This window comes from Sphingomonas sp. TZW2008, from assembly GCF_002117915.1.
Classification (GTDB): Bacteria; Pseudomonadota; Alphaproteobacteria; order Sphingomonadales; family Sphingomonadaceae; genus Sphingomonas.
In genome coordinates, this window is the sequence record NZ_BDJB01000003.1 from 250,147 (window position 1) to 273,874 (window position 23,728).

The 23,728-nt window shown below is 67.9% G+C and carries 26 protein-coding genes and 1 tRNA gene; 8 read left to right on the forward strand and 19 right to left on the reverse strand.

All coding sequences use genetic code 11. The annotated features are described in order from the left end of the window. Nucleotides 1–47: 47 nt before the first annotated feature. From B7L05_RS02840 to B7L05_RS02855, 4 genes are all read right to left on the reverse strand, one after another. Complete coding sequence (locus B7L05_RS02840) at nt 48–1,643, reverse strand: L,D-transpeptidase family protein (protein WP_144037092.1); 1,596 nt, start codon at nt 1,641–1,643, stop codon at nt 48–50. Between the two features lie 2 nt (nt 1,644–1,645). Then, nucleotides 1,646–1,909: a hypothetical protein gene (locus tag B7L05_RS02845; protein ID WP_085808702.1), complete on the reverse strand. Its 264-nt coding sequence runs from the start codon at nt 1,907–1,909 to the stop codon at nt 1,646–1,648. 158 nt (nt 1,910–2,067) lie between these two features. Continuing rightward, complete coding sequence (locus B7L05_RS02850) at nt 2,068–3,318, reverse strand: argininosuccinate synthase (RefSeq protein ID WP_085808703.1); 1,251 nt, start codon at nt 3,316–3,318, stop codon at nt 2,068–2,070. A 50-nt stretch (nt 3,319–3,368) separates the two neighbouring features. Next, the gene (locus B7L05_RS02855) at nt 3,369–4,658 is read right to left on the reverse strand and encodes an MFS transporter (protein WP_256926577.1); all 1,290 of its coding nucleotides are present in this window, start codon (nt 4,656–4,658) and stop codon (nt 3,369–3,371) included. A 200-nt stretch (nt 4,659–4,858) separates the two neighbouring features. Between B7L05_RS02855 and B7L05_RS02860 the strand changes: the two genes are divergently transcribed. Next, the gene (locus B7L05_RS02860) at nt 4,859–5,473 is read left to right on the forward strand and encodes a class I SAM-dependent methyltransferase (protein ID WP_085808705.1); all 615 of its coding nucleotides are present in this window, start codon (nt 4,859–4,861) and stop codon (nt 5,471–5,473) included. 13 nt (nt 5,474–5,486) lie between these two features. On the opposite strand, the gene B7L05_RS02865 is transcribed toward B7L05_RS02860, so the two are convergent. Both B7L05_RS02865 and B7L05_RS02870 read right to left on the reverse strand, forming a co-directional pair. Then, nucleotides 5,487–5,957, reverse strand: coding sequence for an OsmC family protein (locus B7L05_RS02865; protein ID WP_085808706.1), 471 nt, complete (start codon nt 5,955–5,957; stop codon nt 5,487–5,489). Beyond that, nucleotides 5,954–7,120 carry a phosphatidylserine/phosphatidylglycerophosphate/cardiolipin synthase family protein gene (locus B7L05_RS02870; protein WP_085808707.1) on the reverse strand — a complete coding sequence of 389 codons (1,167 nt, stop codon included), beginning with the start codon at nt 7,118–7,120 and terminating at the stop codon, nt 5,954–5,956. The genes B7L05_RS02865 and B7L05_RS02870 overlap by 4 nt, the downstream gene beginning before the upstream one ends. Nucleotides 7,121–7,237: 117 nt before the next feature. Here B7L05_RS02870 and rpoZ point away from each other — a divergent pair, with 117 nt between their 5' ends. After that, nucleotides 7,238–7,582 (forward strand): DNA-directed RNA polymerase subunit omega, encoded by a 345-nt coding sequence (gene rpoZ, locus B7L05_RS02875; protein ID WP_085808708.1) that lies wholly within the window; start codon nt 7,238–7,240, stop codon nt 7,580–7,582. 184 nt (nt 7,583–7,766) lie between these two features. Here rpoZ and B7L05_RS02880 read toward each other — a convergent pair whose 3' ends face one another. Next, entirely contained in the window at nt 7,767–8,456 is a 690-nt protein-coding gene (locus B7L05_RS02880; protein ID WP_085808709.1) for an RlmE family RNA methyltransferase, read from the reverse strand. Between the two features lie 21 nt (nt 8,457–8,477). Then, a complete protein-coding gene (locus B7L05_RS02885) occupies nt 8,478–9,530 on the reverse strand; it encodes a Ppx/GppA phosphatase family protein (RefSeq protein ID WP_144037093.1) in 1,053 nt (350 codons plus the stop codon). 145 nt (nt 9,531–9,675) lie between these two features. On the opposite strand from B7L05_RS02885, the gene B7L05_RS02890 reads away from it, so the two are divergent. From B7L05_RS02890 to B7L05_RS02905, 4 genes are all read left to right on the forward strand, one after another. After that, nucleotides 9,676–9,749, forward strand: a tRNA-Gln gene (locus B7L05_RS02890). 174 nt (nt 9,750–9,923) lie between these two features. Beyond that, nucleotides 9,924–10,316 (forward strand): EF-hand domain-containing protein, encoded by a 393-nt coding sequence (locus tag B7L05_RS02895; protein ID WP_307718245.1) that lies wholly within the window; start codon nt 9,924–9,926, stop codon nt 10,314–10,316. Beyond that, a complete protein-coding gene (tgt, locus tag B7L05_RS02900; RefSeq protein WP_085808710.1) occupies nt 10,313–11,446 on the forward strand; it encodes a tRNA guanosine(34) transglycosylase Tgt in 1,134 nt (377 codons plus the stop codon). Before B7L05_RS02895 ends, tgt begins: the two co-directional genes overlap by 4 nt. 29 nt (nt 11,447–11,475) lie before the next feature. Continuing rightward, nucleotides 11,476–11,658, forward strand: a complete 183-nt coding sequence (locus B7L05_RS02905) for a hypothetical protein (RefSeq protein WP_085808711.1) — start codon at nt 11,476–11,478, stop codon at nt 11,656–11,658. Nucleotides 11,659–11,731: 73 nt separating this feature from the next. Here the strand turns inward: B7L05_RS02905 and B7L05_RS02910 are convergent, their stop codons facing one another. The 10 genes from B7L05_RS02910 to gltX all read right to left on the reverse strand — a co-directional run bounded on the left by B7L05_RS02910 (nt 11,732) and on the right by gltX (nt 20,368). Then, nucleotides 11,732–13,099, reverse strand: a complete 1,368-nt coding sequence (locus tag B7L05_RS02910) for a cytochrome P450 (RefSeq protein WP_085808712.1) — start codon at nt 13,097–13,099, stop codon at nt 11,732–11,734. A 76-nt stretch (nt 13,100–13,175) separates the two neighbouring features. Next, nucleotides 13,176–14,057 (reverse strand): bestrophin family protein, encoded by an 882-nt coding sequence (locus B7L05_RS02915; RefSeq protein ID WP_085808713.1) that lies wholly within the window; start codon nt 14,055–14,057, stop codon nt 13,176–13,178. Between the two features lie 113 nt (nt 14,058–14,170). Continuing rightward, nucleotides 14,171–14,590, reverse strand: a complete 420-nt coding sequence (gene ribH, locus B7L05_RS02920; RefSeq protein ID WP_085808714.1) for a 6,7-dimethyl-8-ribityllumazine synthase — start codon at nt 14,588–14,590, stop codon at nt 14,171–14,173. Beyond that, on the reverse strand, nt 14,590–15,111 hold the full coding sequence (locus B7L05_RS02925) for a hypothetical protein (protein WP_085808715.1): 522 nt from the start codon (nt 15,109–15,111) through the stop codon (nt 14,590–14,592). Before B7L05_RS02925 ends, ribH begins: the two co-directional genes overlap by 1 nt. Next, on the reverse strand, nt 15,111–16,262 hold the full coding sequence (gene ribB / locus B7L05_RS02930) for a 3,4-dihydroxy-2-butanone-4-phosphate synthase (protein ID WP_085808716.1): 1,152 nt from the start codon (nt 16,260–16,262) through the stop codon (nt 15,111–15,113). Before ribB ends, B7L05_RS02925 begins: the two co-directional genes overlap by 1 nt. Beyond that, on the reverse strand, nt 16,246–16,860 hold the full coding sequence (locus B7L05_RS02935) for a riboflavin synthase (RefSeq protein ID WP_085808717.1): 615 nt from the start codon (nt 16,858–16,860) through the stop codon (nt 16,246–16,248). The genes ribB and B7L05_RS02935 overlap by 17 nt, the downstream gene beginning before the upstream one ends. Then, nucleotides 16,842–17,813 carry a bifunctional diaminohydroxyphosphoribosylaminopyrimidine deaminase/5-amino-6-(5-phosphoribosylamino)uracil reductase RibD gene (gene ribD / locus B7L05_RS02940; RefSeq protein WP_085809066.1) on the reverse strand — a complete coding sequence of 324 codons (972 nt, stop codon included), beginning with the start codon at nt 17,811–17,813 and terminating at the stop codon, nt 16,842–16,844. The genes B7L05_RS02935 and ribD overlap by 19 nt, the downstream gene beginning before the upstream one ends. 20 nt (nt 17,814–17,833) lie before the next feature. Further along, nucleotides 17,834–18,181, reverse strand: coding sequence for a hypothetical protein (locus B7L05_RS02945; RefSeq protein WP_085808718.1), 348 nt, complete (start codon nt 18,179–18,181; stop codon nt 17,834–17,836). Nucleotides 18,182–18,276: 95 nt separating this feature from the next. Then, on the reverse strand, nt 18,277–18,933 hold the full coding sequence (locus tag B7L05_RS02950) for an energy transducer TonB (RefSeq protein WP_085808719.1): 657 nt from the start codon (nt 18,931–18,933) through the stop codon (nt 18,277–18,279). A 103-nt stretch (nt 18,934–19,036) separates the two neighbouring features. Further along, the gene (gltX, locus tag B7L05_RS02955) at nt 19,037–20,368 is read right to left on the reverse strand and encodes a glutamate--tRNA ligase (protein WP_085808720.1); all 1,332 of its coding nucleotides are present in this window, start codon (nt 20,366–20,368) and stop codon (nt 19,037–19,039) included. 124 nt (nt 20,369–20,492) lie between these two features. Here gltX and B7L05_RS02960 point away from each other — a divergent pair, with 124 nt between their 5' ends. Next, nucleotides 20,493–21,428, forward strand: coding sequence for a ribose-phosphate pyrophosphokinase (locus B7L05_RS02960; protein WP_085808721.1), 936 nt, complete (start codon nt 20,493–20,495; stop codon nt 21,426–21,428). Between the two features lie 132 nt (nt 21,429–21,560). Here the strand turns inward: B7L05_RS02960 and B7L05_RS02965 are convergent, their stop codons facing one another. After that, nucleotides 21,561–21,812 carry a PilZ domain-containing protein gene (locus B7L05_RS02965; RefSeq protein ID WP_256926579.1) on the reverse strand — a complete coding sequence of 84 codons (252 nt, stop codon included), beginning with the start codon at nt 21,810–21,812 and terminating at the stop codon, nt 21,561–21,563. A gap of 200 nt (nt 21,813–22,012) precedes the next feature. Between B7L05_RS02965 and B7L05_RS02970 the strand changes: the two genes are divergently transcribed. Continuing rightward, entirely contained in the window at nt 22,013–23,653 is a 1,641-nt protein-coding gene (locus tag B7L05_RS02970; RefSeq protein ID WP_085808723.1) for a lysine--tRNA ligase, read from the forward strand. The last annotated feature ends 75 nt before the right edge of the window (nt 23,654–23,728 follow it).

Genomic DNA, 23,728 nt, shown 5'->3' on the forward strand with positions numbered 1-23,728 from the left:
CTCGGAACAAGGCAATGAAGGAGGATGGTTGAGGGCGGGTTAACGGGTCAGCGGCTCGCCAGCTGCTCGAGCGCCGGCGTGTCGCGGCCATAGGCGTCAGCGACGTAGGTGACGCCGTCCTCGATCGGGCTGGCGGTGAAGTACATCAGATAGACCGGGACTGGATCGGGCACCGGCACATGCTGCTCGGGCGCGGAGCTCTCGGGCGTCAGCGGGCGATCGAACAGCCAGCGTCCCAGCCGCCCCGCATCCTCCAGCCTGACGCAGCCGTTCGAGAAATGCCGGTCGGGCTTGGCGAACAAATTCTTCTGCGGCGTATCGTGAAGATAGATGCCGAGATCGTTGGGAAACATGAACTTGACCGAACCCATCGAATTGCCGCGCCCAGGCAGCTCGCGCACGCGCGGCTCGACGCTGCCGGCGACGACCGCACGCCAATCGATCGAGGACGAGGGGATCACCGACGCGTCGTTGGTCCAGTCCGACAGCGCCTCATATCCCTGACGCTCGAGCGACGTGCCCGACACCACCTTGGGCGCGATCCGCTTGCGCACCAGATCGACCGGCACGTTCCAATACGGGTTGAGCGTCGCGTAGCGGATCGTGCCGGCCATCATCGGCGTCTGCGTCTCGCGCGTGCCGACGACGACACGCATCGTCCCCTGCTCCGCGCCGCCGCCGTAATACCATAGGCGCGCGGCGGCGGCATCGACCACCACGTGACGCGTCCAAGCATCGGGCAGCAGTCGCGCCCGTTCGAGGTTGAGCCGCAGCAGTGCGCTGCGATCGGAGGCGAGAGCACCGTCACCAGCGTTGAGTGCGGCGAGCGTGCGCGCGCCGACCATGCCGTCCGCCGGCATACCGCGCGCCGCCTGGAACCGGCGGACGCGCGCCGCGAGCGCATCGTCGAACACGTCGCCCGGCGGCAGCCCAAGCCGCAACCGCAGCAGGTCGACCCGTTCGTCCGCCATGCCGGGGCGCAGCAGCGCGCCGGGCGGGATGGTGACGCCCGCGTCACCCTGCCCCGGATCGGTCGCGGCGAGCGCGTCACGCAACTGGACGTAGAGCGGGCTCATCCACCCAAGCGTGCGCACATAGTCGAGCGTCGACTTGGCAAGCGCGGCGCGGCGCAGGATCTCGTCGGGCCGCGCGCGCTTCGGCTCAAGCTGCTCTTCGAGATAGCGAATCTCGACGTGCGGTTCGCGCATGTCGCGGACCACATCGGCGAGCGCCCCGCTCAGCGCAATTTCAAGATAGGCGAGCGCGCGCGCATCGCCGGTCCGCGCCTCATCGATCAGGCGGCGCAGCCGATCGGGCGAATAGCGTTCGGGGTCGAGACCGTCGACGCCGACCGTCTCGATCACGTCGACCAGCGCGGCCGCCTGCGGACCAGGCGTCTCGTCGACGATCCACAGCGGCCAATAGCCGCGCTGTCGGTAGAAGTCCTTCAGCCGGCCGCCGACCTGGTTGCGGATCGCCAGCGCGACGGCACTGGTCGGCGCAGCCGATGCAGCGCCGGGTTCGGACTGCGCTGGCCGTTGCGCAACGGCCGCGCCTGGCAGCGCGGCCGTCGAACCCAATAACAACAGGCAGAGCGCCAGCCGGCCCGCGCGCCGAACCGGCGCGGCAAGGCCGGCCGACAAGGTCAGCCTCGCTCGCCGCGCGGGGTCGGCGGCGGCGGGGGCGGCGGGGGGGTCGGGCACGGCGGTGCCTGGAACGGCACATAGGCTCCGTCGGGCGTGTAATAGCCGTCGACGATCCCGTCGCCATCGCGATCAGCCGCGACAGTTCCAGCGAGCGCGCCCGGACCCATCGGCGGCGCCGGTGCGATCACGTCGTCGCGGTTGTTCGCACAAGCCGTGAGCGTCGTCGCGCCCAGCAGCAGCGCAGCGAATGCGGCACCCTTCATCGTTCAACTCCCTCTTTGACGGGGCGTACGACGCCCCTACCGGTCGATGAACGCGACACGATAGGAACTCGTTCCTCTACGGCAACGATCGTGACGAACCGACTGTCCCGCATCGGGAACGCACGGCCGCCCACCGCCATCGCAATCGATGCGACGCCTTATTCGGCGTCGCGCCGGCCGAGCAGCCGCAGGCGAAGCGCGTTGAGCTTGATGAAGCCCGCGGCGTCGCGCTGGTCGTACGCGCCCTGATCGTCCTCGAACGTCACCACCTTCTCGCTGTACAGCGAGTGCGGCGACTTGCGGCCGACCACCGATACGCTGCCCTTGTAGAGCTTGAGGCGTACGGTGCCCGTCACCTTCGCTTGGCTGTGATCGACGGCGGCCTGGATCATCTCGCGCTCGGGCGAGAACCAGAAGCCGTTGTAGACCAGCTCCGCGTAGCGGACCGCCAGCTCGTCCTTCAGGTGCGCCGCGCCGCGGTCGAGCGTCAGTTGCTCGATCCCGCGGTGCGCCAGGTGATAGATCGTGCCGCCCGGCGTCTCGTACATCCCGCGGCTCTTCATGCCGACGAAGCGATTCTCGACCAGATCAAGCCGGCCGATGCCGTGCGCGCAGCCGAGATCGTTTAGTTTCGCGAGCAGCGTCGCGGGCGACATCGCCTCGCCGTTCACCGCCACGCCGTCGCCGCGCTCGAAATCGATCGTGATGAACTCAGGTGCGTCGGGCGCGTCCTCCGGGTTCACCGTGCGCGAATAGACGTAGTCGGGCACCTCTTCCCACGGATCCTCGAGCACCTTGCCCTCGGACGAAGTGTGCAGAAGGTTAGCGTCGACCGAGAACGGCGATTCGCCGCGCTTGTCCTTGGTCACCATGATCTGGTTCTGCTCGGCGAACTCGATCAGGCGACTGCGGCTGGTGAGATCCCACTCGCGCCACGGCGCGATCACCTTGATGTCGGGTGCGAGCGCGTAATAGCCGAGCTCGAAGCGCACTTGATCGTTGCCCTTGCCGGTCGCTCCGTGGCTGACGGCATCGGCGCCGACCTGACGCGCGATTTCGATCTGACGCTTGGCGATCAGCGGGCGCGCAATCGAGGTGCCGAGCAGGTACAGCCCCTCGTACATCGCGTTCGCCCGCATCATCGGGAAGACGTAGTCGCGGACGAATTCCTCGCGCAGGTCGTCGATGAAGATGTGCTCGGGCTTCACCCCTGCCATCTCCGCCTTGCGCCGCGCCGGCTCCAGTTCCTCGCCCTGCCCCAGATCGGCGGTGAAGGTCACGACCTCGCAATTGTAGGTCTGCTGCAGCCATTTCAGGATGACGCTGGTGTCGAGCCCGCCCGAATAGGCGAGCACGACTTTCTTGATTCCGGCGACACCGGCGGGGCGGTTGGGAGAGGAGTCGGTCATGGTCGGCGCGTCTAGGGGGTGACGCCGCCGCCATCAACCTTCGCGCGCACTCACACCACCGGGTCGTCGAACGCCGCGACTTCCTGCGGATCGGGCTCGCGCAGCGTGAACCAGCAGTAGAGGAATAGCAGCACGCATCCCGCGCCCGCCACGAGATACGGCAGCGAATGCCACATCGTGTACAGTCCCACCCCGATCGACGGACCAAGGACGAAGCTCGCGCCGTTGACGCTCGTCACCTTGCCCGCGACCGAGCCCTGCTGCGCCGGCCCGACGGCGAGGCTGGATCCGGCGGTGAACCCAGGCCGGGTAAAGCCGAAGCCAAGGCTGGCGAGCGCATAGGCGGTCGCAATGCCGTAGAGCGACGTCGCGAGCCCGGTCATAGCGGTGCCGGCCGCGGCAAGCACCAATCCCACCAGCACCAGCGCGCGCGGCGCGAGGTTGAGCGTCGGGATGATCCCCCATTGCGCCAGCAGCGCCGCACCCGCGCCCATCATCAGCACGATGCCCGTCGGCTCCAAAGCCTGCGCCGGCGGAAGCGCGAGGCGATCGATGACGAGGAAGCCGATCGCCTGCCCTGTCATCGCCTGCGCGTGGCCCATCACCAGCCCGGCGATCATCCAGACGCGGATGCGCCGGTCGAAATAGCTGACGCCCGCGCCGCCCTTCGGCTCGGTCGCGGCGCGCACGCTCGCCCCCGACGCCTGGCCGCCGATCGACGGATAGGCGTTGGCCGCACCGTGCGCCGTGCTCGCCACCCCGCGATCGTCGGGCAGGATCGCGCGCACCGTGACGAACATGATGATGCCGAAAATCGCGAAGACGAACGCCGGCCCCGCCAGCCCGACCTCGATCGTGCCGAGATGCCCCAGGATCAGATAGGGGGCGATCGCCGGCCCCAGGATCGTGCCGAGCCCGAACGCGCTGGCGAGCAGCGTCAGCGCGCGCGTCCGCTCCTCGCGCGTCGTGTCGCCGGCGACCATCGCCTGCACCGCGGGCGGCGCCGCGGAGCCGAACGTACCGTAGATCAGCCGACCGAGAATGAAGAGGACGAACGCCATCGTCCCCCCGATCCAGCCGTTGATGCCGGCCGCGAGGAACACGCCGCACGTCGTCAGGCTGACGCAGAACCCGCCCATGCCCAGCAGGATCATCACGCGCCGCCCGTGCCGATCCGATCGGTTGGCCCAGAATGGCGCCGCGATCACCCACAACAGCGCCGATACGGAGAATGCCGCCGCGACCGCGCTGTCGGCGACGCCCAGCGAGCGCCCGAGCGCCGGCAGCACCGATTGCAGCGCGGTGTTGCCCGCCGCGATCGTCAGCATGACCATGAACATCAGCGCGAAACGCCGATCGAACGGCTGCCCGCGGCGCCTGCGTCGGCGCGCGCGCAGGCCGCGCCTCTCCTGTCCCCCGTCACTCTCCATCGATCCGTCGATTAGGGCCTTGGGGCGCCGGTGCAACCCCGCTATGGCAACCGACGTACGTGTGCCGCGTTCGGCACCATAGACGATCGTTCGGGAGTACCGTGTCCTCCATGCCAAGCTCGACCAGTGCGGTGCGCCGCGCGCGAACCCGTTCCGCCGGCGTCCCCGGGCCATGGCAAATGTTCTTTTCCGGCTTCCTGAAACATCCGGTGATGGTCGGATCGGTGATCCCCTCGTCGGCGAAGCTGATCGACAAGATGCTCGCGCCGGTCGACTGGGCGAATTGCAAGGTGTTCGTTGAGTACGGCCCGGGTGTCGGCACCTTCTGCCGTCCGATCCTCGAGCGGATGGCGCCGGACGCGACGCTGATCGCGATCGACACCAACCCTGATTTCATCCGTTATCTCGATCACACGATCGTCGATTCGCGCTTCGTCGCCGTCCACGGCTCGGCCGCCGAGGTCGAGGCGATCGTCGCCGAACGCGGGCATGAGGCGGCCGATTTCGTCCTTTCCGGCCTGCCCTTCTCGACGCTGCCAGCGGGCGTCGGCCCCGCGATCGCCGCGGCAACGCAGCGCGTGATCCGCCCCGGCGGTGCGTTCCTCGTTTATCAGTTCAGCCCCAAAGTGCGTGATTTCCTCGCCCCGCACTTCGGGCGGATCGATCACGACATGGAATGGTGGAACGTGCCGCCCGCCCAACTCTATTGGTGCTGGAAGGACTGACGCGGTCGGCGCGTCAGGCGTCGACGTAGGTTGCCGCGTAGCGCAACGGAAACTTCACCGATCGAGCAATGAAGCACACTGGCGCGATCTCACCGTGCAATGAATCGGCGAGCGCCAGATCCGTGCCGCGTGGCACGGTGATCGTGGGGCGCAGCGTCGCGCCGACGAAGCGGCCCGCCCCGTCGGGCGTGCTCTCGCCATGCCCCAGCGGATCGTCGGCATAGGCGATCACCGCGATGCCCGCCGCGCTCGCCAGATGCAGATACCACAGCATGTGGCACGCCGAGAGCGCGGCGATAAGCAGATCCTCAGGATTGTGCAGCGCCGGATCTCCGCCGAGCCGCGGGTCGTTCGAACATCGCACCACCGGTTTGCCCGGCGTCTCGATCGACCACGTGCGATCATAGCCCAGGTAACGCGCCGTCCCGTCGCCGCGATTACCCGTCCAGGCGATGCGGGGGTTAAAGTCGTGCGGCACGCTCATTCGTCGATCCCGAAATTGAGGCTTCGTGACAGGAACGGGTCGGCGACGCCGACGATCAGATAGGCCACGAACTGCTTCGTGCGCTGCCATAGCCCGGTCGCGGCAAGGTAGCGGTCGAGCGTGATCTCCTCCGAGCGCGCGATCTCGCCGTCGATATAGTCGCGCACGTGCGCGGCGAACGCCGCATCCTCGATCCGCAGCATCAGTTCGAGGTTGATGAACAGGCTGCGCATGTCGAAATTGGCGCTGCCGATATGCGTCGCGTCCCCTACCGAATAGAGTTTGGTGTGGAGCTTGGTCGGGACGAACTCGAACACCCGCACGCCTTTCTTCAATAGCCCGCGATAGGTGAAGCGCGCGGCGGCGATCGTCGCGTTGTTGTCCGACTTGCGCGCGGTGACGACGCGGACCGGCCGCCGCAATCGCCCGGCCTTGTCGAGCCGCCGCAACAGGGCGGGGCTGGGCGTGAAATAGGCTGCGATAATGTCGATCCGCGGCGCGAGGCGCATGTCGGCGCGCACGGCGCGTGCCCAGGGCGACAGGCGCCGCGTCGGCCCGCCGATCAGCCAGCGGACCGGCCCTTCGGTCTCGCTCCAGCGCGCGAGATCGCGATTGAGCCGGCGAAGCTTCGCCTTGGGCGTGCGCACCCACGCCTCCAGCGCGTCAAAATACCCGGCCATCCGCGCCGCCGCCGGACCCTCGACCAGCAGCCCCAAGTCACGCCACGCCTGCTCCTCGTCGGTGCCGAAATAATCGTCCTCGACGTTGAACCCGCCGATGATGATCCGCGCCGTCTCCGCCTCACCGTCGGCGAGCGCGAGCTTCTGGTGGTTGCGCAGCAGATAGCGCCGCCCGAGACGCGGCACGAACCGGCAGACGGAGACTCCCGCCTCCTCCATCCCGTCGAAGAAATTGTTCTCCGCCGCCTCACCGCTGCCGAAACCGTCGACGATCAGCTGAACCACGACACCACGTCGCGCCGCGTCGATCAGCGCCGCCGAGACTTGGCGCCCGGAAGCATCATCTGCGTAGATATAGTAAAGGATGCGCAGTGAGGTACGCGCGCCGCCGATCAGGTCGAGCAGCGCGGCCAGCCGCTCAGGTCCCTCGGCGAGCAGCGTGAGCTGGTTGCCGTCGACGGTGAAGGCGGTGGCGCTGGTCATCGGGCGGTGATGGCGTGCGCGCGCGGCGGCGGCAACCCACGTACTTCCTTGACTTGACGCGTGCCCGCGCGTAGGTCGCGGCGCTTCATCTATCGGTATTTTGCGAAGGAAGCGTCCATGGCGCGCGTCACCGTCGAGGATTGCGTCGACAAGATCCCCAACCGCTTCGATCTGGTCCTGCTCGCCGCGCAGCGCGCGCGTCAGGTGTCGGGCGGCGCCGAACTGACGATCGATCGCGATCGCGACAAGAACCCGGTCGTCGCGCTGCGCGAGATCGCCGAGCAGACGGTGAAGCCGAAGGATCTCAAGGAATCGGTGATCCAGAGCCTGCAGCGCGTGCAGATCGACGACGAGGAAGAAGCCGACGCCGTCGGCTCGCTCGCGGCATCGGCCGAGGCATTGCGCCTCACCGCCGCCGCCCCGCCGCGCAACCAGAACCTCGGCGCCGACTACGAGGGCTGACGCCTGCGATTAGCAATAGCCTAGCTCGCCTTATGTCGCGAGCGCGGGCTCGCGCACGCAAGACAAACGAAGCCGCAGCGGCAACGCTGCGGCTTTCGTGATTCAGATCACCACCGATTTCGGTCCTGATCGGTGATGGCAGCAACAGGCGGCGGGATGACGGCGCAGATCAGGCCCCGGTAACCTACCCCTGTTCGTCCAAAGCCGGCGCGGCGCGTCCCTTGAAACCCTGCGCCACGACGAACCATTCCACCGAACCCTTGCGGCTCGCCGGCGGCTTGGCGTGCTTCACCGTCATGAAATTCTTCTTGAGCAGCGCGACCAGCGTCGAATCGGCGCCGCCCGCGAACACCTTGGCAACGAACGCGCCGCCGGGGCGCAGCACCGATATCGCGAAGTCGCTCGCCGCCTCCACCAGCCCCATCGTCCGCAACGCGTCGGTCTGTGGGTGGCCGACGGTGTTCGCCGCCATGTCCGACAGAACGATGTCGGGCGCGCCGCCAAGCTCGGCGATGAGCCGGTCGGGCGCATCGTCGTCCATGAAATCGAGCTGCAGGATCGTCACGCCGTCCAGCGGATCGACCGGCAGCAAATCGATGCCGACCACCGCGCATCCCGGCACCTGCCGGCGCACCACCTGGCTCCAGCCGCCCGGCGCCATGCCCAGATCGACGATCCGCTTCGCCCCCTTCAGGAATCCGAAGCGCTCATCGAGCTCGATCAGCTTGTAGGCCGCGCGGCTGCGATATCCTTCCGCCTTGGCGCGGCGGACATAGGGGTCGTTCAGCTGCCGCTCGAGCCAGCGCGTCGACTGTGCCGTACGCCGCCGCGCGGTCTTCACTCGCGTGCGCAGGCCACCACCATCCCTCACGATCGATCCTTCACGTCACAGTCTCTATCGCGCCGTTGCCATCAGCCGCCGCAGGATACCCTCGCGAATCCCACGGTCCGCGATGCCGAGCCGCTCGGCCGGCCACAGGTCGAGGATCGTCTCGAGGATCGCGCACCCCGCGACGACGAGATCGGCACGCTCGCGCCCGATGCACGGCAGCAGCGCGCGTTCGGCGATCGACAGATGCGCCAGTCGCTGGCTGATCGCGCGCATCGACGCCGAGGGCGCGATCAGCCCATCGACCTGGGCGCGATCGTAACGGTCGAGCCCGAGGTGGACGCTCGCCAGGGTAGTCACCGTTCCCGACGTGCCGAGCAGCCGCCGCGGCCCCTCCACCTTTGGCAGCCGCGCCGTGAACGGCGCGAAACTCTCGCGCACCAGCCCACGCATCCGTTCGTACACCGCTGCAAGTCCCGCCGGGCCCTCGCTGCCGCTGCCGCCGGCGCTCTCGGTCAGCGACACGACGCCCCATGGTGCCGAATGCCAGTCGATCACCGTTGGCACGGTGGTCGACGTGTCGATCAGGACGAGCTCGGTCGATCCGCCGCCGATATCGAATACCAGCGCGGGCGCATTGCCCGGTTCGAGCAGCACGTGGCAGCCGAGCACCGCGAGCCGCGCCTCCTCCTCCGCCGAAATGACGTCAAGGTGGATGCCCGTCTCCTCATGCGCGCGGGCGATGAACGCCGCGCCGTTTGAGGCGCGCCGGCACGCCTCGGTCGCGACCGATCGCGCCAGCGTGACGTTGCGCCGCTTCAGCTTTTCGGAGCAGATCCGCAGCGCGCCGATCGTGCGCTCGATCGCCGCATCGGACAGCCGCCCGCTCGTCGCCAGCCCCTCGCCCAGCCGCACAATGCGCGAGAAGGCGTCGACCACCGCGAAGCCATCGCCCTGCGGCCGCGCGATCAACAGACGGCAGTTGTTGGTGCCCAGATCGAGCGCGGCATAATGGCGCGCGAAGCCCTGGCGTAGCCGGGCCGCTGACGGGCCCTCGGAGGCCGGACGGGCGCGGGATGGGTCGCGCCGGTACGGCAAGTCGGCGGATTGTTGCGCCACGTGCCGTTGCTTTCATTCTATGTTCTGCCGTCACGGACATCGCGCCCGTTCGGTGCTTGGCAGTGAAGCTAGCGTGCAGTGCCGCAAGCTGCAAGCGGGCGCTTGACCTTCCCTGCGGAGCGTCTTAGAGGCGCGGCCCTGCCGGTGCCCGATCCTCTAATGGTAAGAGAGCGGACTCTGACTCCGTCAATCAAGGTTCGAGTCCTTGTCGGGCATCCAGCAGCTCCTCAAACCGCCGGTCGATCAGTGGCGCGCTGCCTCGCGGGCCGTGGTGATCCTTGGCGGCTGTCGTCGAAGAGCGCCTGACCGATGCTGATCCTCTCGCTCTTGCTCCAAGCTGCCTCGCCGCAACCGGCCGGTCCCCCGCCCCCACCGGCACAGCCGCCTGCGACGATGGCGTTCGAACCCGCCGCGATGTTGATCGCGACGTTCGACACCGACGGCGACGCTCGCGTCACGCGTGCGGAGCTGGAAGCCGGTGTCCGTCGCAGCTTCGCCGCGATCGACACCGCCAAGGCAGGCACGCTCGGCTACATCGCCTTTGCCGACTGGGCCGAGCGCTATCTCGGCGATCGCAACGCGCTGCCCAGCCCGTTCGAAACCGACAGCGACGGTGACAACCGCATCTCGCTGGCCGAGCTTCAGGCAAAGATGCGCGAATTCTTCACCCGCTACGACCGCGACAAGGACGGCGCCGTCACGCGCGCCGAATTGCTGACGATCCGCGCCCGCGCCTATGGCGACGATCGCGTGCCGCCACCCGGCCGAAAGCCGCGCCGGCGATGAGCGAGCGCTTCGCCTTCACCATCGAGGCGACCGACGGCGCGGCGCGCACCGGCGCGATCGCGATGCACCGCGGCACGATCCGGACCCCCGCCTTCATGCCCGTCGGCACTGCCGCAACCGTTAAGGCGATGAAGCCCGCTGACGTCGCGGCGACCGGCGCAGACATCATCCTCGGCAATACCTATCACCTGATGCTGCGCCCCGGGGCGGAACGCGTCGCGCGGCTCGGCGGGCTGCACACCTTCATGGGCTGGGACCGGCCGATCCTTACCGATTCGGGCGGGTATCAAGTGATGAGCCTCGCCGATCTGACCAAGCGGTCGGAAGAAGGCATCACCTTCAAGTCGCACCTTGACGGTACGCGCCATCTGCTGAGCCCCGAACGCTCGATCGAGATCCAGCGGCTGCTCGGCTCGAACATTGTCATGGCGTTTGACGAACTGGTGCCGACCACGTCGACGCGCGAGGTGCAGGCGGCGGCGATGGAGCGCTCGATGCGCTGGGCGAAGCGCAGCCGCGCCGCGTTCGACGCCGGAGGCGCGCACGCCGCGCAGAACGCAATCTTCGGCATCCAGCAAGGCGCGCTCGACCAAGGCTTTCGCAAGGCGAGCGCCGACGCACTGATCGACATCGGCTTCGATGGCTATGCGATCGGCGGTCTCGCGGTCGGCGAGGGGCAGGAGGCGATGTTCGGCTGCCTCGATTTCGCCCCCGGCCAACTGCCCGCGGATCGGCCGCGCTACCTTATGGGGGTCGGCAAGCCAGACGACATCGTCGGCGCGGTCGAGCGCGGGGTCGACATGTTCGATTGCGTGCTGCCGACGCGTTCGGGGCGCACGGGTCAGGCGTTCACGCGCGACGGGCCGCTCAACATCCGCAACGCGCGCTTCAACGAGGATCAGGGCCCGCTCGATCCCGACTGCGGCTGCCCGACCTGCGCCGGGTGGAGCCGCGCCTATCTCCATCACCTCGTTCGCAGCGGCGAGATCCTCGGCGCGATGCTGATGACCGAGCATAACATCTTCTTCTACGAGGCGCTGATGGCCGATCTGCGCGCGGCGATCGCCGGGGCGCGGCTGAAAACGTTCGCCGATGGCTTCCGTGCGCGATATCAGCGGAGCAAAGGCTGACGTTCGGCCCAAGATTGCGGAGAGTAAGCGTGTCCGACGAACCCAACGAGATCCTCGCCGCCGCCGCCGCGGCGAAGCAGCATCAGACCGCCGCCAACGATGCGCGCCGCGATCGCAAGGGTTGGGATCTCGGCAAGATCGGTCTCGGGGTCGGCATCGGCTCGGCCGCCGTCGCCGCCGCGGTAATCTTCGCCAACCGCAAGAAGGACTGACGCGCATCGGGATCGGCGCAGCGCCGATCCAGATCCTGGCGCCACGCGTCTGGCGGCGCGCCGGTCTATACCGTCAGACCGGTACGAACCGCACCGGCAGGCCGTCCTTGGGCTTGGGGATCGGGAAGATCTGCCAGTCCGTGCCCGCACCCGGCGTCAGCTCGATGCGATAGCGGCTCAGCAGCTGCGCCATCAGGATGCGGATCTGCATCGTCGCGAAGTGCAGACCGATGCACATATGCGCGCCGCCGCCGAACGGCACCCAGGCGAAGCGGTGCCGGCCCTTCGACGCTTCGGGCGAGAAGCGCATCGGATCGAACGTCTCGGGATCGGGCCAGTGTTCGGCCATGTGATGCGTGTAAGCGGTATTGACGCCGACGAACGTGCCCGCCGGAATGTGATAGCCGCCGAACTCGAAGTCGCGCATCGCCCGGCGCGGGATCGACGGCACCGGCGGCATCAGCCGCAGCGATTCCTTGAACGCATATTCGGTCAGCACCAGCCGATCGAGTTGGCCGTACGGCACCGTCCCGTCGTTGCTGCCGAGCCCCGCAATCTCCGCGCGCAGCCGTTCCTGCCAAGCGACGTTGCGGCCGAGAAGCATGACGAGGCTCGTTGCCGATGACGTGATCGTGTCGTGCGCCGCCATCATCAGGAAGTTCATGTGATCGACGATCGCATCGGCGGGCAGCGGCGCGCCACTCTCGTCGGTCGCGCGGCAGAATTGCGAGAAGAAATCCTGCCCGCTGCCGTTGCGGCGCGCAGGGATTTCACGCGTAAAGAAATCGACGAGATATTCGCGCGCCTTCACCCCCTTGCGCATCGACGTGCCGGGCAGCGGCGTCCGGATCGGCGACACCGACGCCTGGACCTCGTCGACGAACGCCTGATTGATCCGCGCCGCCTCGTCACCCAGCGGCACGCCGAGAAAGCTGGTGGCGGCGAGATCGAGCGTCAGCGCCTTGATCGTCGGGTAGAAATCGAGCGGGCGGTTCGCCCAGCCGCCGACCTGCGAGGCGATCCCGGCGTTCAGTTCCTCGGCATAATGCTTCATCGGTTCGGGCTTGAACGCCACCGACAGCGCCTTGCGGTCGGCGCGATGCTTCTCGAAATCCATCAGCATCAGGCCGCGCGGGAAGACGAGGTTGAGCACCGGACCCCAGCCCTGCTCGGACGAGAAGTTCTTGTCCTTGTCGAACAGGACGAGTTCGTTCGCCTCCGGCCCGAGCAGCACGACCGAATCGCCGCCGAAGCTGTTGTTGCGATAAACCGGCCCGTGTTTCGCCACCATCTTCCTGGTGAAGGCGAGCGGGTCCTTCAGCACCTCGAACGTGTTGCCGATGAAGGGCCAGCCGCGCTCCCCGGGAATCGCGTTCAGCGACGATGGCGGATTGAGCGGCAGCCAGTGCGGATTGGCCTCGATCGTGTGCGCGTGCTGCATGGCGAATCTCTCCCTGGCGGCTCCAGCTCCGGCTTACTTACATCGGTATAAGTAAGCCGGAGCGGTTACGCCATCCCTACCACAAGACGCCTTTCTCCGGCGTCAGCGGGGGCGGCGCCTCGTCACCGATCGCTTGCAACAGATCGATCTCGATCGTGCGGCACATCGCGTTGAGCGGCACATCGTGGATCGTGTTGGCGAACGGATCGACCAGGTCGTCGCCGATCTGCAGGATGGCAAGGAACATCAGCCCCGCGATCGTCGATCCGATCGGCGTCGCGATCCCCAACGTCTCGACCAGCCCGATCGGCAGCAGGACGCAGAACAGGCGGGTGAAGAAGGTCGGGAAGAAGCGGTACTGGTTGGGCAGCGGCGTGTTCTTGATCCGCTCCATGCCGCCCTGCGCGTTGGCGATATCGACCAGCAACCCCTCCAGGTGCGCTTGCTGGATGGTGTCGATCATTCCCGCCTTGCGCGCATCGTCGATCCGCCGCGAGGTGCCGTCGAGGATGCCGTTGGCGATGTTGGTCCGTTGCAGCGCCGGCTCCGCCTCGCCGCGCGACAGGAAGCGCAGCACCTCGCCGTCAGCGGGCTGCTTCCGCAACTGGCAGCGCAGCGCATTCACATAGGCGACATGGCGCAGCACGATCGTGCGCTTCAAGTCGCGCGCTTCCTCGGGCAGCATGCTGCGCGCGCCGCGCGCCAGGCTGCGTGAGGCGTTGATCATCAGCCCCCACAGCCCGCGCCCTTCCCACCAGCGTTCGTACGCGGAATTATCGCGGAAGCCGAGGAACAGCGCGAGCGCGGAGCCGAACAGCGTCAGGGGCAGCGACGGCGCGGTGAACGGCGCGAAGATGTACACCGCGGTGACGATGCAATCCCAGACGAACAGCGCGGCGAGCGGGCGCCACACCTCGCTGATGATGTTGCTGAGCCGCGGAGAGGCCGTAGTGATCATGAACCTGGATCAACTCGTTACGATAAGTGCAGTGCGCCATACGCGCTGCGCGCGCTGCGGGTCCGTAACGAAGTTTTGCAGAAGGCTGGCCGGCCGCCGCCGGCCGGCGTTGATCAACCCAGCCGCTCGCGCAGGTCGAGCATCGCCAGCGCCGCCTGCGCCGCGCCACCGCCCTTGTTGAGCTGCGCGGGATCGGCCCGGGCAATCGCTTGCGCCTCGTTCTCGGTCGTCAGGATGCCGTTGCCGATCGGGATGCCGTCCATCGTCAGCGCCATGATCCCGCGCGCGCTCTCGTTCGAGACGATCTCAAAGTGATAGGTCTCGCCTCGAATGACGACGCCCAGCGCAACGAACGCGTCATAGCGCTCGCTCTCCGCCGCCATCGCGATCGCGCCGGGCACCTCGAGCGCGCCGGGCACCGTCAGCACCTCGGCCTGGTGCCCCGCTGCCTCGATCGCCGCGCGCGCGCCGGCGATCAGCATATCGTTCAGGTGATCGTAGAAACGTGCCTCGACGATGAGGATGTTGGCCATCAGTCTTCCTTCGGTATGCCGTGCACGACGAGGCCGCCGCCTTGATAGCGTGGATCGTCGCTGACCTCCCGTATCGCACCGGACGGCGCGGGCAAGCCTCGAAGCCCTGCATCGTCGGCCCATTCGATCTCGGCGAGGATCAGCCCGGCCAGCGCCCCCTCGAAACGGTCTACGCTGTAAGTCAGGCCGCCCGATACCAGAGCGTGGCGCCGCTTGACGATCGTTGCCCCCGGCAGCCCGGCGAGCAGCGCGTATTCAGGCTCGTCGAGATAGGCGGTGACGATCGCGCGCGCGAGCGGATCGTCGGCCTCGTACTTCTTGGTCAGCTTCAGCGCGGCACCGCCACCCCCGCTGTCGGTCATCCGCCGCAGCCGCATCCGCGTGCCCGCCAGATAGCGATCCTCGATCAGCACGTGATCCGCGGGCAGGGTGGGCAGACGTGACGGATCGATCAGCCAGCGGCGCTCGCGTTCGATGTGCGCGTATTTCGGCACCGCCGCTTCGTCGGCGCCGGTCCGCATCACTCCCCGCCGGTGCCCGGGATCGGCCGCTCGCCGACGATCGACAGGCCATAGCCCTCGAGCCCGACCAGCGTGTGGTGCGTATTGGTGAGCAGGATCATCTCCTCGACACCCAAGTCCGCCAGGATCTGCGCGCCCACGCCATAGTCGCGCAGCTCCTCAACCTCGGGTGCTCCGGCGCTCTTGCCCTCGGCGCGCAGCTGCATGAAACGGGTGATGACGCCCTTCATCGGCCGATTGATGACGACGATCACGCCCGCGCCTTCTTCGGCGATCAGCTCCATCGAATGCGACAGCAGTCCCGAACGCTCGGACGTCTCGCCGAACATGTCGACGAAGAAGCTCGCGGTGTGCATCCGCACCAGCGTTGGCTTGGCAGGATCGATCTTGCCCTTGACCAGCGCGATCGTCTCGTCGCCGGTCGCCTTGTTGTGGAACGTCATCGCCTTCCACTGCCCGCCCCACTTCGATTCGAACGCCATCTCGGCCTTCTTCTCGACGAGGTGATCGTGGCGCCGGCGATAGGCGATGAGATCGCGGATCGTGCCGATCTTGAGGTTGTGGAGCTGCGCGAAGGAGACGAGGTCGTCCATCCGCGACATCGTCCCGTCCTCGTTCATGATCTCGCAGATCACGCCCGACGGATTGAGCCCGGCAAGCCGCGACACGTCGACCGCAGCCTCGGTATGCCCTGCGCGCACCAGCACGCCGCCGTCGCGCGCGACCAGCGGGAAGACGTGGCCCGGCGTCACGATCTCGTCGCGGCTCTTCGACGCGTCGATCGCAACCGCGATCGTCCGCGCACGGTCCGCCGCGGAAATGCCGGTCGTCACCCCGTCGCGGGCCTCGATCGAGACGGTGAAGGCAGTCTCGTGCCGCGTGCCGTTGTGGCGGCTCATCAGATCGAGCCCGAGCGCGTCGACCCGCGACTTGGTCATGGCGAGGCAGATCAGCCCGCGCCCGTGCCTCGCCATGAAGTTGATCTTCTCGGGCGTCGCCATCTGCGCCGGGATCACCAGATCGCCCTCGTTCTCGCGATCCTCGTCGTCGACCAGGATGAACATCCGCCCGTTCTTCGCCTCGTCGATGATTTCCTCGGGCGTCGAGAGGAAGGCGTGGCGCAGGCGCGCGAGCTCAGCGGGCTTTTGCACGATAATGTTCCATCCGTTGGAGGTAGCGGGCGAGGACGTCGATCTCGATGTTGACCGCCTTGCCGGGCGCGAGCGCGGACAACGTGGTGACGGCCTGGGTATGCGGGATAATGTTGATTGCGAAGGTGCTCGATCCATCGGCGGCATCGTCGACGGCGTTGACCGTCAGCGACACGCCGTCGACCGTCACCGACCCCTTGGGCGCGAGGAACGGCGCTAGATCGCTCGGCACGCGGAAACGCACGCGTTTTGAATCGCCGTCGGCGGTAACGTCAATCACCTCGGCAACGCCGTCGACGTGCCCCGTCACGATATGTCCGCCCAGTTCGTCGCCGAGCTTCATCGCGCGTTCGAGGTTGAGTGGGCGTCCCTCGCTCCACTGCCCCTGCGCGCTGCGGCTGATCGTCTCGCCCGACACGTCGAACGCGAGCCAGTTCGGCCCCTTGTCGACGACGGTCAGGCAGACGCCCGAGCACGCGACCGACGCGCCGAGATCGATCTCGGCGGTTTCATAGGCAGTGCGGACGACGACGCGGGTGTCGCCGCGCGTCTCGACGCGCGCAATCTCTCCGACGTCGGTTATGATCCCGGTGAACATCGCACCCGCTCGTAGACTTCGAGCCGGTCGCTGCCAAGCTGGCGCGCATCGGTCAATCGCCAACGGCCGTGCGCCTCGCCGAGCGCGCCCAGCCCGATGTCGCCGAGCGCCGGCCGCCCGCCACCGATCAGGATCGGCGCGCGGTACAGGAGCAGCCGGTCGACAAGGTCCGCGGCGAGGAACGCCGACGCCGCCCCCGCGCCCCCCTCGACGAAGAGATGGTCGCCCGGCAGCCCGGCGATCGCGCCGGGCGCGGCGATGACGGTCACGCCGTCCGCGTTCGGCAGGCGATCCGATCGGCTCGACAGGACGACGCGCTGCGGCGCGCGCGCCTCCCGCCCCCGCAATCGCACGTCGAGCGCCGGGCGGTCGATCTCCCATGTCCCGCGGCCGACCAGGATCGCCTCGTGCCGGCTGCGCTCAAGATGCGCGTGCGCGCGCGCCTCGGCACCGGTGATCCAGCGGCTCTCCCCGTCGGCACGCGCAATGCATCCGTCGAGCGAGGTGGCGAGCTTCAGCGTCACGTGCGGCCGCCCCTGCGACAGCCGCGTCAGGAACCCTGCCATCGCCGTCCGCGCTTCTTCCGCCCGCACGCCGCTCGTCGTCGCGATCCCCGCCGCCGCGAGTCGCGCCAACCCCTTGCCGTCGGTCCGTGGATCGGGGTCGCCGCTCCCGGCCACGACGCGCGCCACCCCGGCCGCGACCAGCAGGTCGGCGCAGGCCGGCCCACGCGCTGACTGGTGCGCACACGGCTCCAGCGTGACATAGGCGGTCGACCCGCGCGCGCCCTCGCCCGCCTGCGCCAGCGCCATCGCCTCGGCATGCGGACGCCCCCCCGGCTGCGTCCAGCCGCGCCCGACGATCCGACCGTCACCAACGATCACGCAGCCGACGCTGGGGTTCGGGCTGGTTCGTCCGCGCCCTCGCGCGGCAAGCGCCAGCGCTGCACCCATCCAGCGCGCGTCTTCGCTGGCTACAGCCCCCACTGGTTGAGCTTGTCGTCGATCCGCTTGAACTGCGCCTGCCGCGCCTCGCGCCGCTTGCGCTCGTCGTCGATCGCCTTCTGCTTGATCGGCGCGTCGATCGCCTGCTGCGCGCGGATCTCGGCATCGGTCCGGTCGAGCCGCCACTGCTGCACGTAAATGATCTTGGGGCGATATTCTTTCTCGATATGCGAATCCTTGACGAACCCGATCAGGATTACGCCCGTCACCAAAATCGAGATCAGCAGGAACACCAGTTCGTACGGCTGGCGCTGCGCCAGGAACAGCCGCAGGTCGCGAACCGCGCGCAGCGGGCTCATCCGGGCAAAGAAGTTCATAGCGTCGATATAGGGCTCCGGGGACGGCGCGACCAGCCCCGACCCCGGAACGACACAACAGCGAAGGCGATGTCCGCTGCGGCCGTGCCCGCCCCTCACGATTGCAGTTCGAAACGCACCGTCATCTCCTTGGTCGCCTCCACCGGTACGCCATCACGCGTTGCTGGCTGGAACCGCCACTTCGCCAGCGCCTGCGCACGCGTCGCGCGGCAGAAGGCGTCGCTCGCCGCGCTGATGCACTCCGCCGCGGTGACCCGTCCGTCGACACCAATCGTGACGCGCACCGTCACCCGCCCCTCGTGCTCGGCGCGACGCTCGCCCGGTGGATAGGCGGGCTGGAGATCGCGCGCGTACTGCGGGTCAAGCCGCGCCTCGACCGTCACTGGCGCGGGAGGCGGATCGATCCGCACTGCCTCGCCTGGCGGCAACGGCGGTAAGGGCGGCAGTGGCGGCAACGGTGGGGGCAGCACGAAGTCGCCGTGCCTCGTCGGCAGTACCGGCATCGTCACGTCGACCCGCTCGGGCAAAGCTGCGGACCGCGTATTCGCGACGGGTTTCGCTTCGGGGGGAAGCGGTTCGGGCAGCGGGTCGATCGGCACGTTCTCGATCGTCAGTCCGCGATTGCGCTCCTTCACCTCGAACACCGGCGTCACGAACAGCAGGGCACCGATCAGCCCTGCGTTGATACCGATGGCGACGATCAGGCTGCCGGGCTTGATGCCCTCCGGCGGGGCGTGACGGTCCGCATACATGGCCTTACCTCTCCTCGATGCTGCTCCTTCCCGGGTCTCTTGCCCAGATCGTGATGTTACAACGTAACCAGACCGTTGCAATACGTTTCTTGAGGCTGATCGATCAGCCCTGCCGAAGCCGGGCGAGCGCCCGATCGCGGCCGATCAGCGGCAGCAGCGCCGCCATGTCCGGTCCATGGTCGCGCCCCGTCAGCGCGCGGCGCAGCGGCAGGAACAGTGCCTTGCCCTTGCGCCCGGTCGCCGCCTTGAGCCGCGCCGTCAGCGCGTGCCACGGGGCGTCCGACCAGTCGACGCTCGCCGCCGCCTCGGCTGCCGCCGCCAGATATTCGGCATCCTCGCCCTCCACTGCCGCAGCGTCGACCGGCCCCTCGATCACCTGCCACCAGTCCGCCGCCTCGGCGAGCGTCGACAGGTTCGGCCGCACCGCCTCCCAGGCGCGTGCGTCCATCCCGGCCGGCAGCCGATCGGCGACGGCAGCATAGGGCAGCTGGTGGATGATCCGCGCGTTCACCTGCGCGAGTTCGCCCTCGTCGAACCGCGCCGGGGCGCGGCCGAAGCGGGCAAAATCGAACCCGGCGAGGAGCGGCGTCATCTCCGGCGTCGGCTCGACCGGGTCGCTGGTGCCGAGCCGCGCCAGCAACGCGCGGATCGCCTGTGGTTCGATTCCGCCCGCGCGCAGCTCGTCGACGCCTAGGCTGCCGAGCCGCTTGGAAAGCTTGCCCTCCGCACCCGTCAGCAGCGCGGCGTGCGCGAACGCCGGCGGCGTGCCGCCGAGTGCCGCGAACATCTGGATCTGCAGCGCGGTGTTGGCGACGTGATCCTCGCCGCGCACGACATGCGTGATCCCCAAGTCGACATCGTCGATCGCCGACGGCAGCATGTAGAGCCACGATCCGTCGGCGCGGCGGATCACCGGATCGCTCATCGTCGCCGGATCGAACCGCTGGGGCCCGCGCACCAGATCGTCCCATTCGACCGGCGCGTCGTGATCGAGGCGGAAGCGCCAGTGCGGCCGCACGCCATCAGCCTCGAGTCGCGCGCGATCGGCGTCGCTCAGCGCGAGCGCCGCGCGATCATAGATCGGCGGCAACCCACGACCGAGCTGCACCTTCCGCTTGAGGTCGAGCTCCTGGCTGGTCTCGTAGGCGGGATAGATCCGCCCCGCCGCCACCAGCGCGTCGAACCGCGCCTGATACAGTGCGAACCGGTCCGACTGGCGCACCTCGTCGTCGGGCGCCAGGCCTAGCCACGCGAGATCCTCCCGGATCGCCGCGACGAACCGTTCCTCGCTGCGCGCCGCGTCGGTATCGTCGATGCGCAGCAGGAAGCGGCCGCCGTTCGCGCGCGCCCACATCCAGTTAAACAGCGCAGTGCGGATGTTGCCGACGTGGAGCCGGCCGGTCGGGGATGGGGCGAAGCGGGTAACGATCGTCATGCCGCCAGCGGTTAGCGTGCGGCGGGGCACACGCAAACCACCCGGTGCACACGCTCGGATCGTGACGCGAGATTGCAACATGAGGCGGCGGCGCTAAGGGGGCCGCGACGAAAGGGCGCAACGCATGAAACTGATGACGGGCAATTCGAACCTGCCGCTGGCACGGGACATCGCTGCCTATCTCGAACTGCCGTTGACGGAGGCGCTGGTGCGCCGCTTCGCTGACGAGGAGATCTTCGTTGAGATTATGGAGAACGTCCGGGGCGAGGACGTCTTCCTGATCCAGTCGACCAGCTTTCCGGTCAACGACAACCTCATGGAACTGCTGATCTGCATTGACGCGCTGAAACGCGCTTCGGCGAAGCGGATCACCGCGGTGCTGCCCTATTTCGGCTATGCCCGGCAGGATCGCAAACCCGGCCCGCGCACGCCGATCTCGGCCAAGCTCGTCGCCAACCTCATCACCACCGCGGGCGCGGATCGCGTGCTCTCGGTCGATCTTCACGCCGGGCAGATTCAGGGCTTCTTCGACATTCCGACCGACAATCTGTTCGGCGCGCCGGTGATGTCGGCGGACATCAACGCGCGCTTCGGCTCGAAGAATCTGACGGTCGTCTCGCCCGACGTCGGCGGCGTGGTGCGCGCCCGCGCGCTCGCCAAGCGGCTCAACAACGCCCCGCTCGCGATCGTCGACAAGCGGCGCGAGCGCGCGGGCGAATCGGAAGTGATGAACATCATCGGCGAGGTCGAAGGGCGCTTCTGCATCCTGATCGACGACATCGTCGATTCGGCGGGTACGCTGTGCAACGCCGCCGCCGCGCTGAAGGAAGCCGGCGCGGAGGACGTCGTCGCCTATGTCACCCACGGCGTACTGTCGGGCGGCGCGGTCGCGCGGGTCGAGGGATCGGTGCTGCGCGAGCTCGTCATCACCGATTCGATCGGCAACGCCGAGGCGATCGGGAATGCCAAGCGCATCCGCCACCTCACCATCGCCCCGCTGCTCGCCGAGGCGATCAAACGAATCGCCGACGAGACGAGCGTCTCGTCGCTGTTCGACTGAGGTCTAGGTTCGCTTCAGTTCGGGTACAAAGATAGAAAGCGCCGCGGCCAAGCCGCGGCGTCGGACGGATTCGGCTTCGCCGACCCGCCGGCCGGGGAACAGCTTCGCGTTGCGATCGCCGCGCGAGCGCGCCTAGCTGTTCCCAAGTGCCACGATGTGATCGAACACCGCCGGGTGCAGCGGCTTGGAGAACGCGCAGCCGTAGCGGTACTTGTCGCGCCACGCGACCACCGCCTCCAGCCCCGCGAGCCCCGGCAGCGTCAGCCACACCGTGGTTCCCGGCCACAGCGTGAAGCTCGTCTGCGCGCGGAACCCCGTCACCGACAGGTCGACCACTTCGATCTCGAAGCGGGTCGTGCCACGATCGCGCAGATGGGCGCGCATCCGGACCGCCTTGCGCAGCGCACGGCGGCTTTCTTCGCTTTCACCCGGGATCGAAAGAGATGCAGCGTTGTCCATGGGACGAACTTATCCGACGCATTCGTTACTTTTCGGCAAACGCATCTGCACGGCGGCCACGGCCTGGAACAACGCGCCTTCGCATATAGCCATCACCGCCCGCCGTCGCTACGTCGCACCGCACCATGACCGACGACGCCGCTGCCCCCACCCAGAACGCCGCCACCCATGATGAGCGCCGCGCCGCCGCGCTCGAGTCCAAGGCCTGGCCGTACGAGGAAGCGCGCAAGCTCATCAAGCGCTGGCCCAATGGCAAGCCGAACGGCGAGCCGATGCTGTTCGAGACCGGCTACGGCCCCTCGGGCCTGCCGCACATCGGCACCTTCCAGGAAGTGCTGCGCACCACCATGGTCCGCCGCGCCTATGAGGAGATGACCGGGCTTCCGACGCGCCTGGTGGCGTTCAGCGACGACATGGACGGGCTGCGCAAGGTGCCCGACAACGTACCCAACAAGGAATTGCTGGAGGCGAACCTCGGCAAGCCGCTGTCGCGCGTCCCCGATCCATTCGGCAAGTTCGACAGCTTCGCCGCCCACAACAACGCCATGCTGCGCGACTTCCTCGATCGCTTCGGCTTCGATTACGAGTTCGTCTCGTCGACCGACTATTACGCGTCGGGCCGCTTCGACGAGAAGCTGCGCGACGTGCTGCGCCACTACGACAAGATCATGGCGGTCATGCTACCGACGCTGCGCGCCGAGCGGCAGGCGACCTATTCCCCTGTCCTCCCGATCAGCCCGACGAGCGGCATCGTCCTCCAGGTCCCCGTCGAGGTGGTCGACGCCGAAGCCGGGATCATCCGCTTCACCGACGCCTCCGTTCCGGGGGGTGAGACGGTCGAACAGTCGATCCTCGGCGGCCGCGCCAAGCTGCAGTGGAAGCCGGACTGGGGGATGCGCTGGGCCGCGCTCGGCGTCGACTATGAGATGTACGGCAAGGACCTGATCGATTCGGGCGTGCTCGGCGGCGAGATCGCGCAGGTGCTCGGCGGGCGTAAGCCCGAGGGGCTGATCTACGAGCTGTTCCTCGACGCCAAGGGCGAGAAGATCTCCAAGTCGAAGGGCAACGGGCTCTCGATCGAGGAGTGGCTCACCTACGGCCCCGACGAGAGCCTCGCCTTCTACATCTATCGCGAGCCCAAGAAGGCCAAGTCGCTCCACCTCGGCCTGATCCCGCGCGCGATCGACGATTACTGGCAGTTCCGCGCCAATTACGCGGGTCAGGGCTGGAAGGAGCGGCTCGGCAATCCGGTGCACCACGTCCACTCGGGCGACGTGCCCGGCGAGACGCTGCCCGTTACCTTCGGGTTGCTACTCAACCTCGTCGGCGTGATGGGCGAAGGCGCGACCAAGGCGCAGGTGTGGGGCTATCTCGCCAATTATCTGCCCGATGCGGCGCCGGAGAAGCACCCCGAGCTCGATCGCATGATCGGCTACGCGCTCGCCTACCACGGCGACTTCATCGCGCCCACGTTGAAGCGTCGTGCGCCCGAGGGGATCGAGGTCGACGCACTGCGCCGCCTCGACGGCGATCTCGCCGCGCTCGGCGAGGACGCCTCGGCAGAGGACATCCAGAACGCCGTCTATGAGATCGGCAAGAGTGCGTTCGGCGACGCCGGCGGCTTCGCCGAGCTGCGCGATTGGTTCAAGGCGCTGTACGAAACGCTGCTCGGCTCGAGCCAGGGCCCGCGCATGGGCAGCTTCATCCGCCTCTACGGGATCGCCAACACCCGCCGCCTCATCGCCGAGGCCCTCGCGCTGGCGTAACCGCGGGCGATCGTACCGTCGCAGCGACCGGCAGCATGCTTGGCGCGACAATGCATCGCGCCGCCGGCTCCGCTT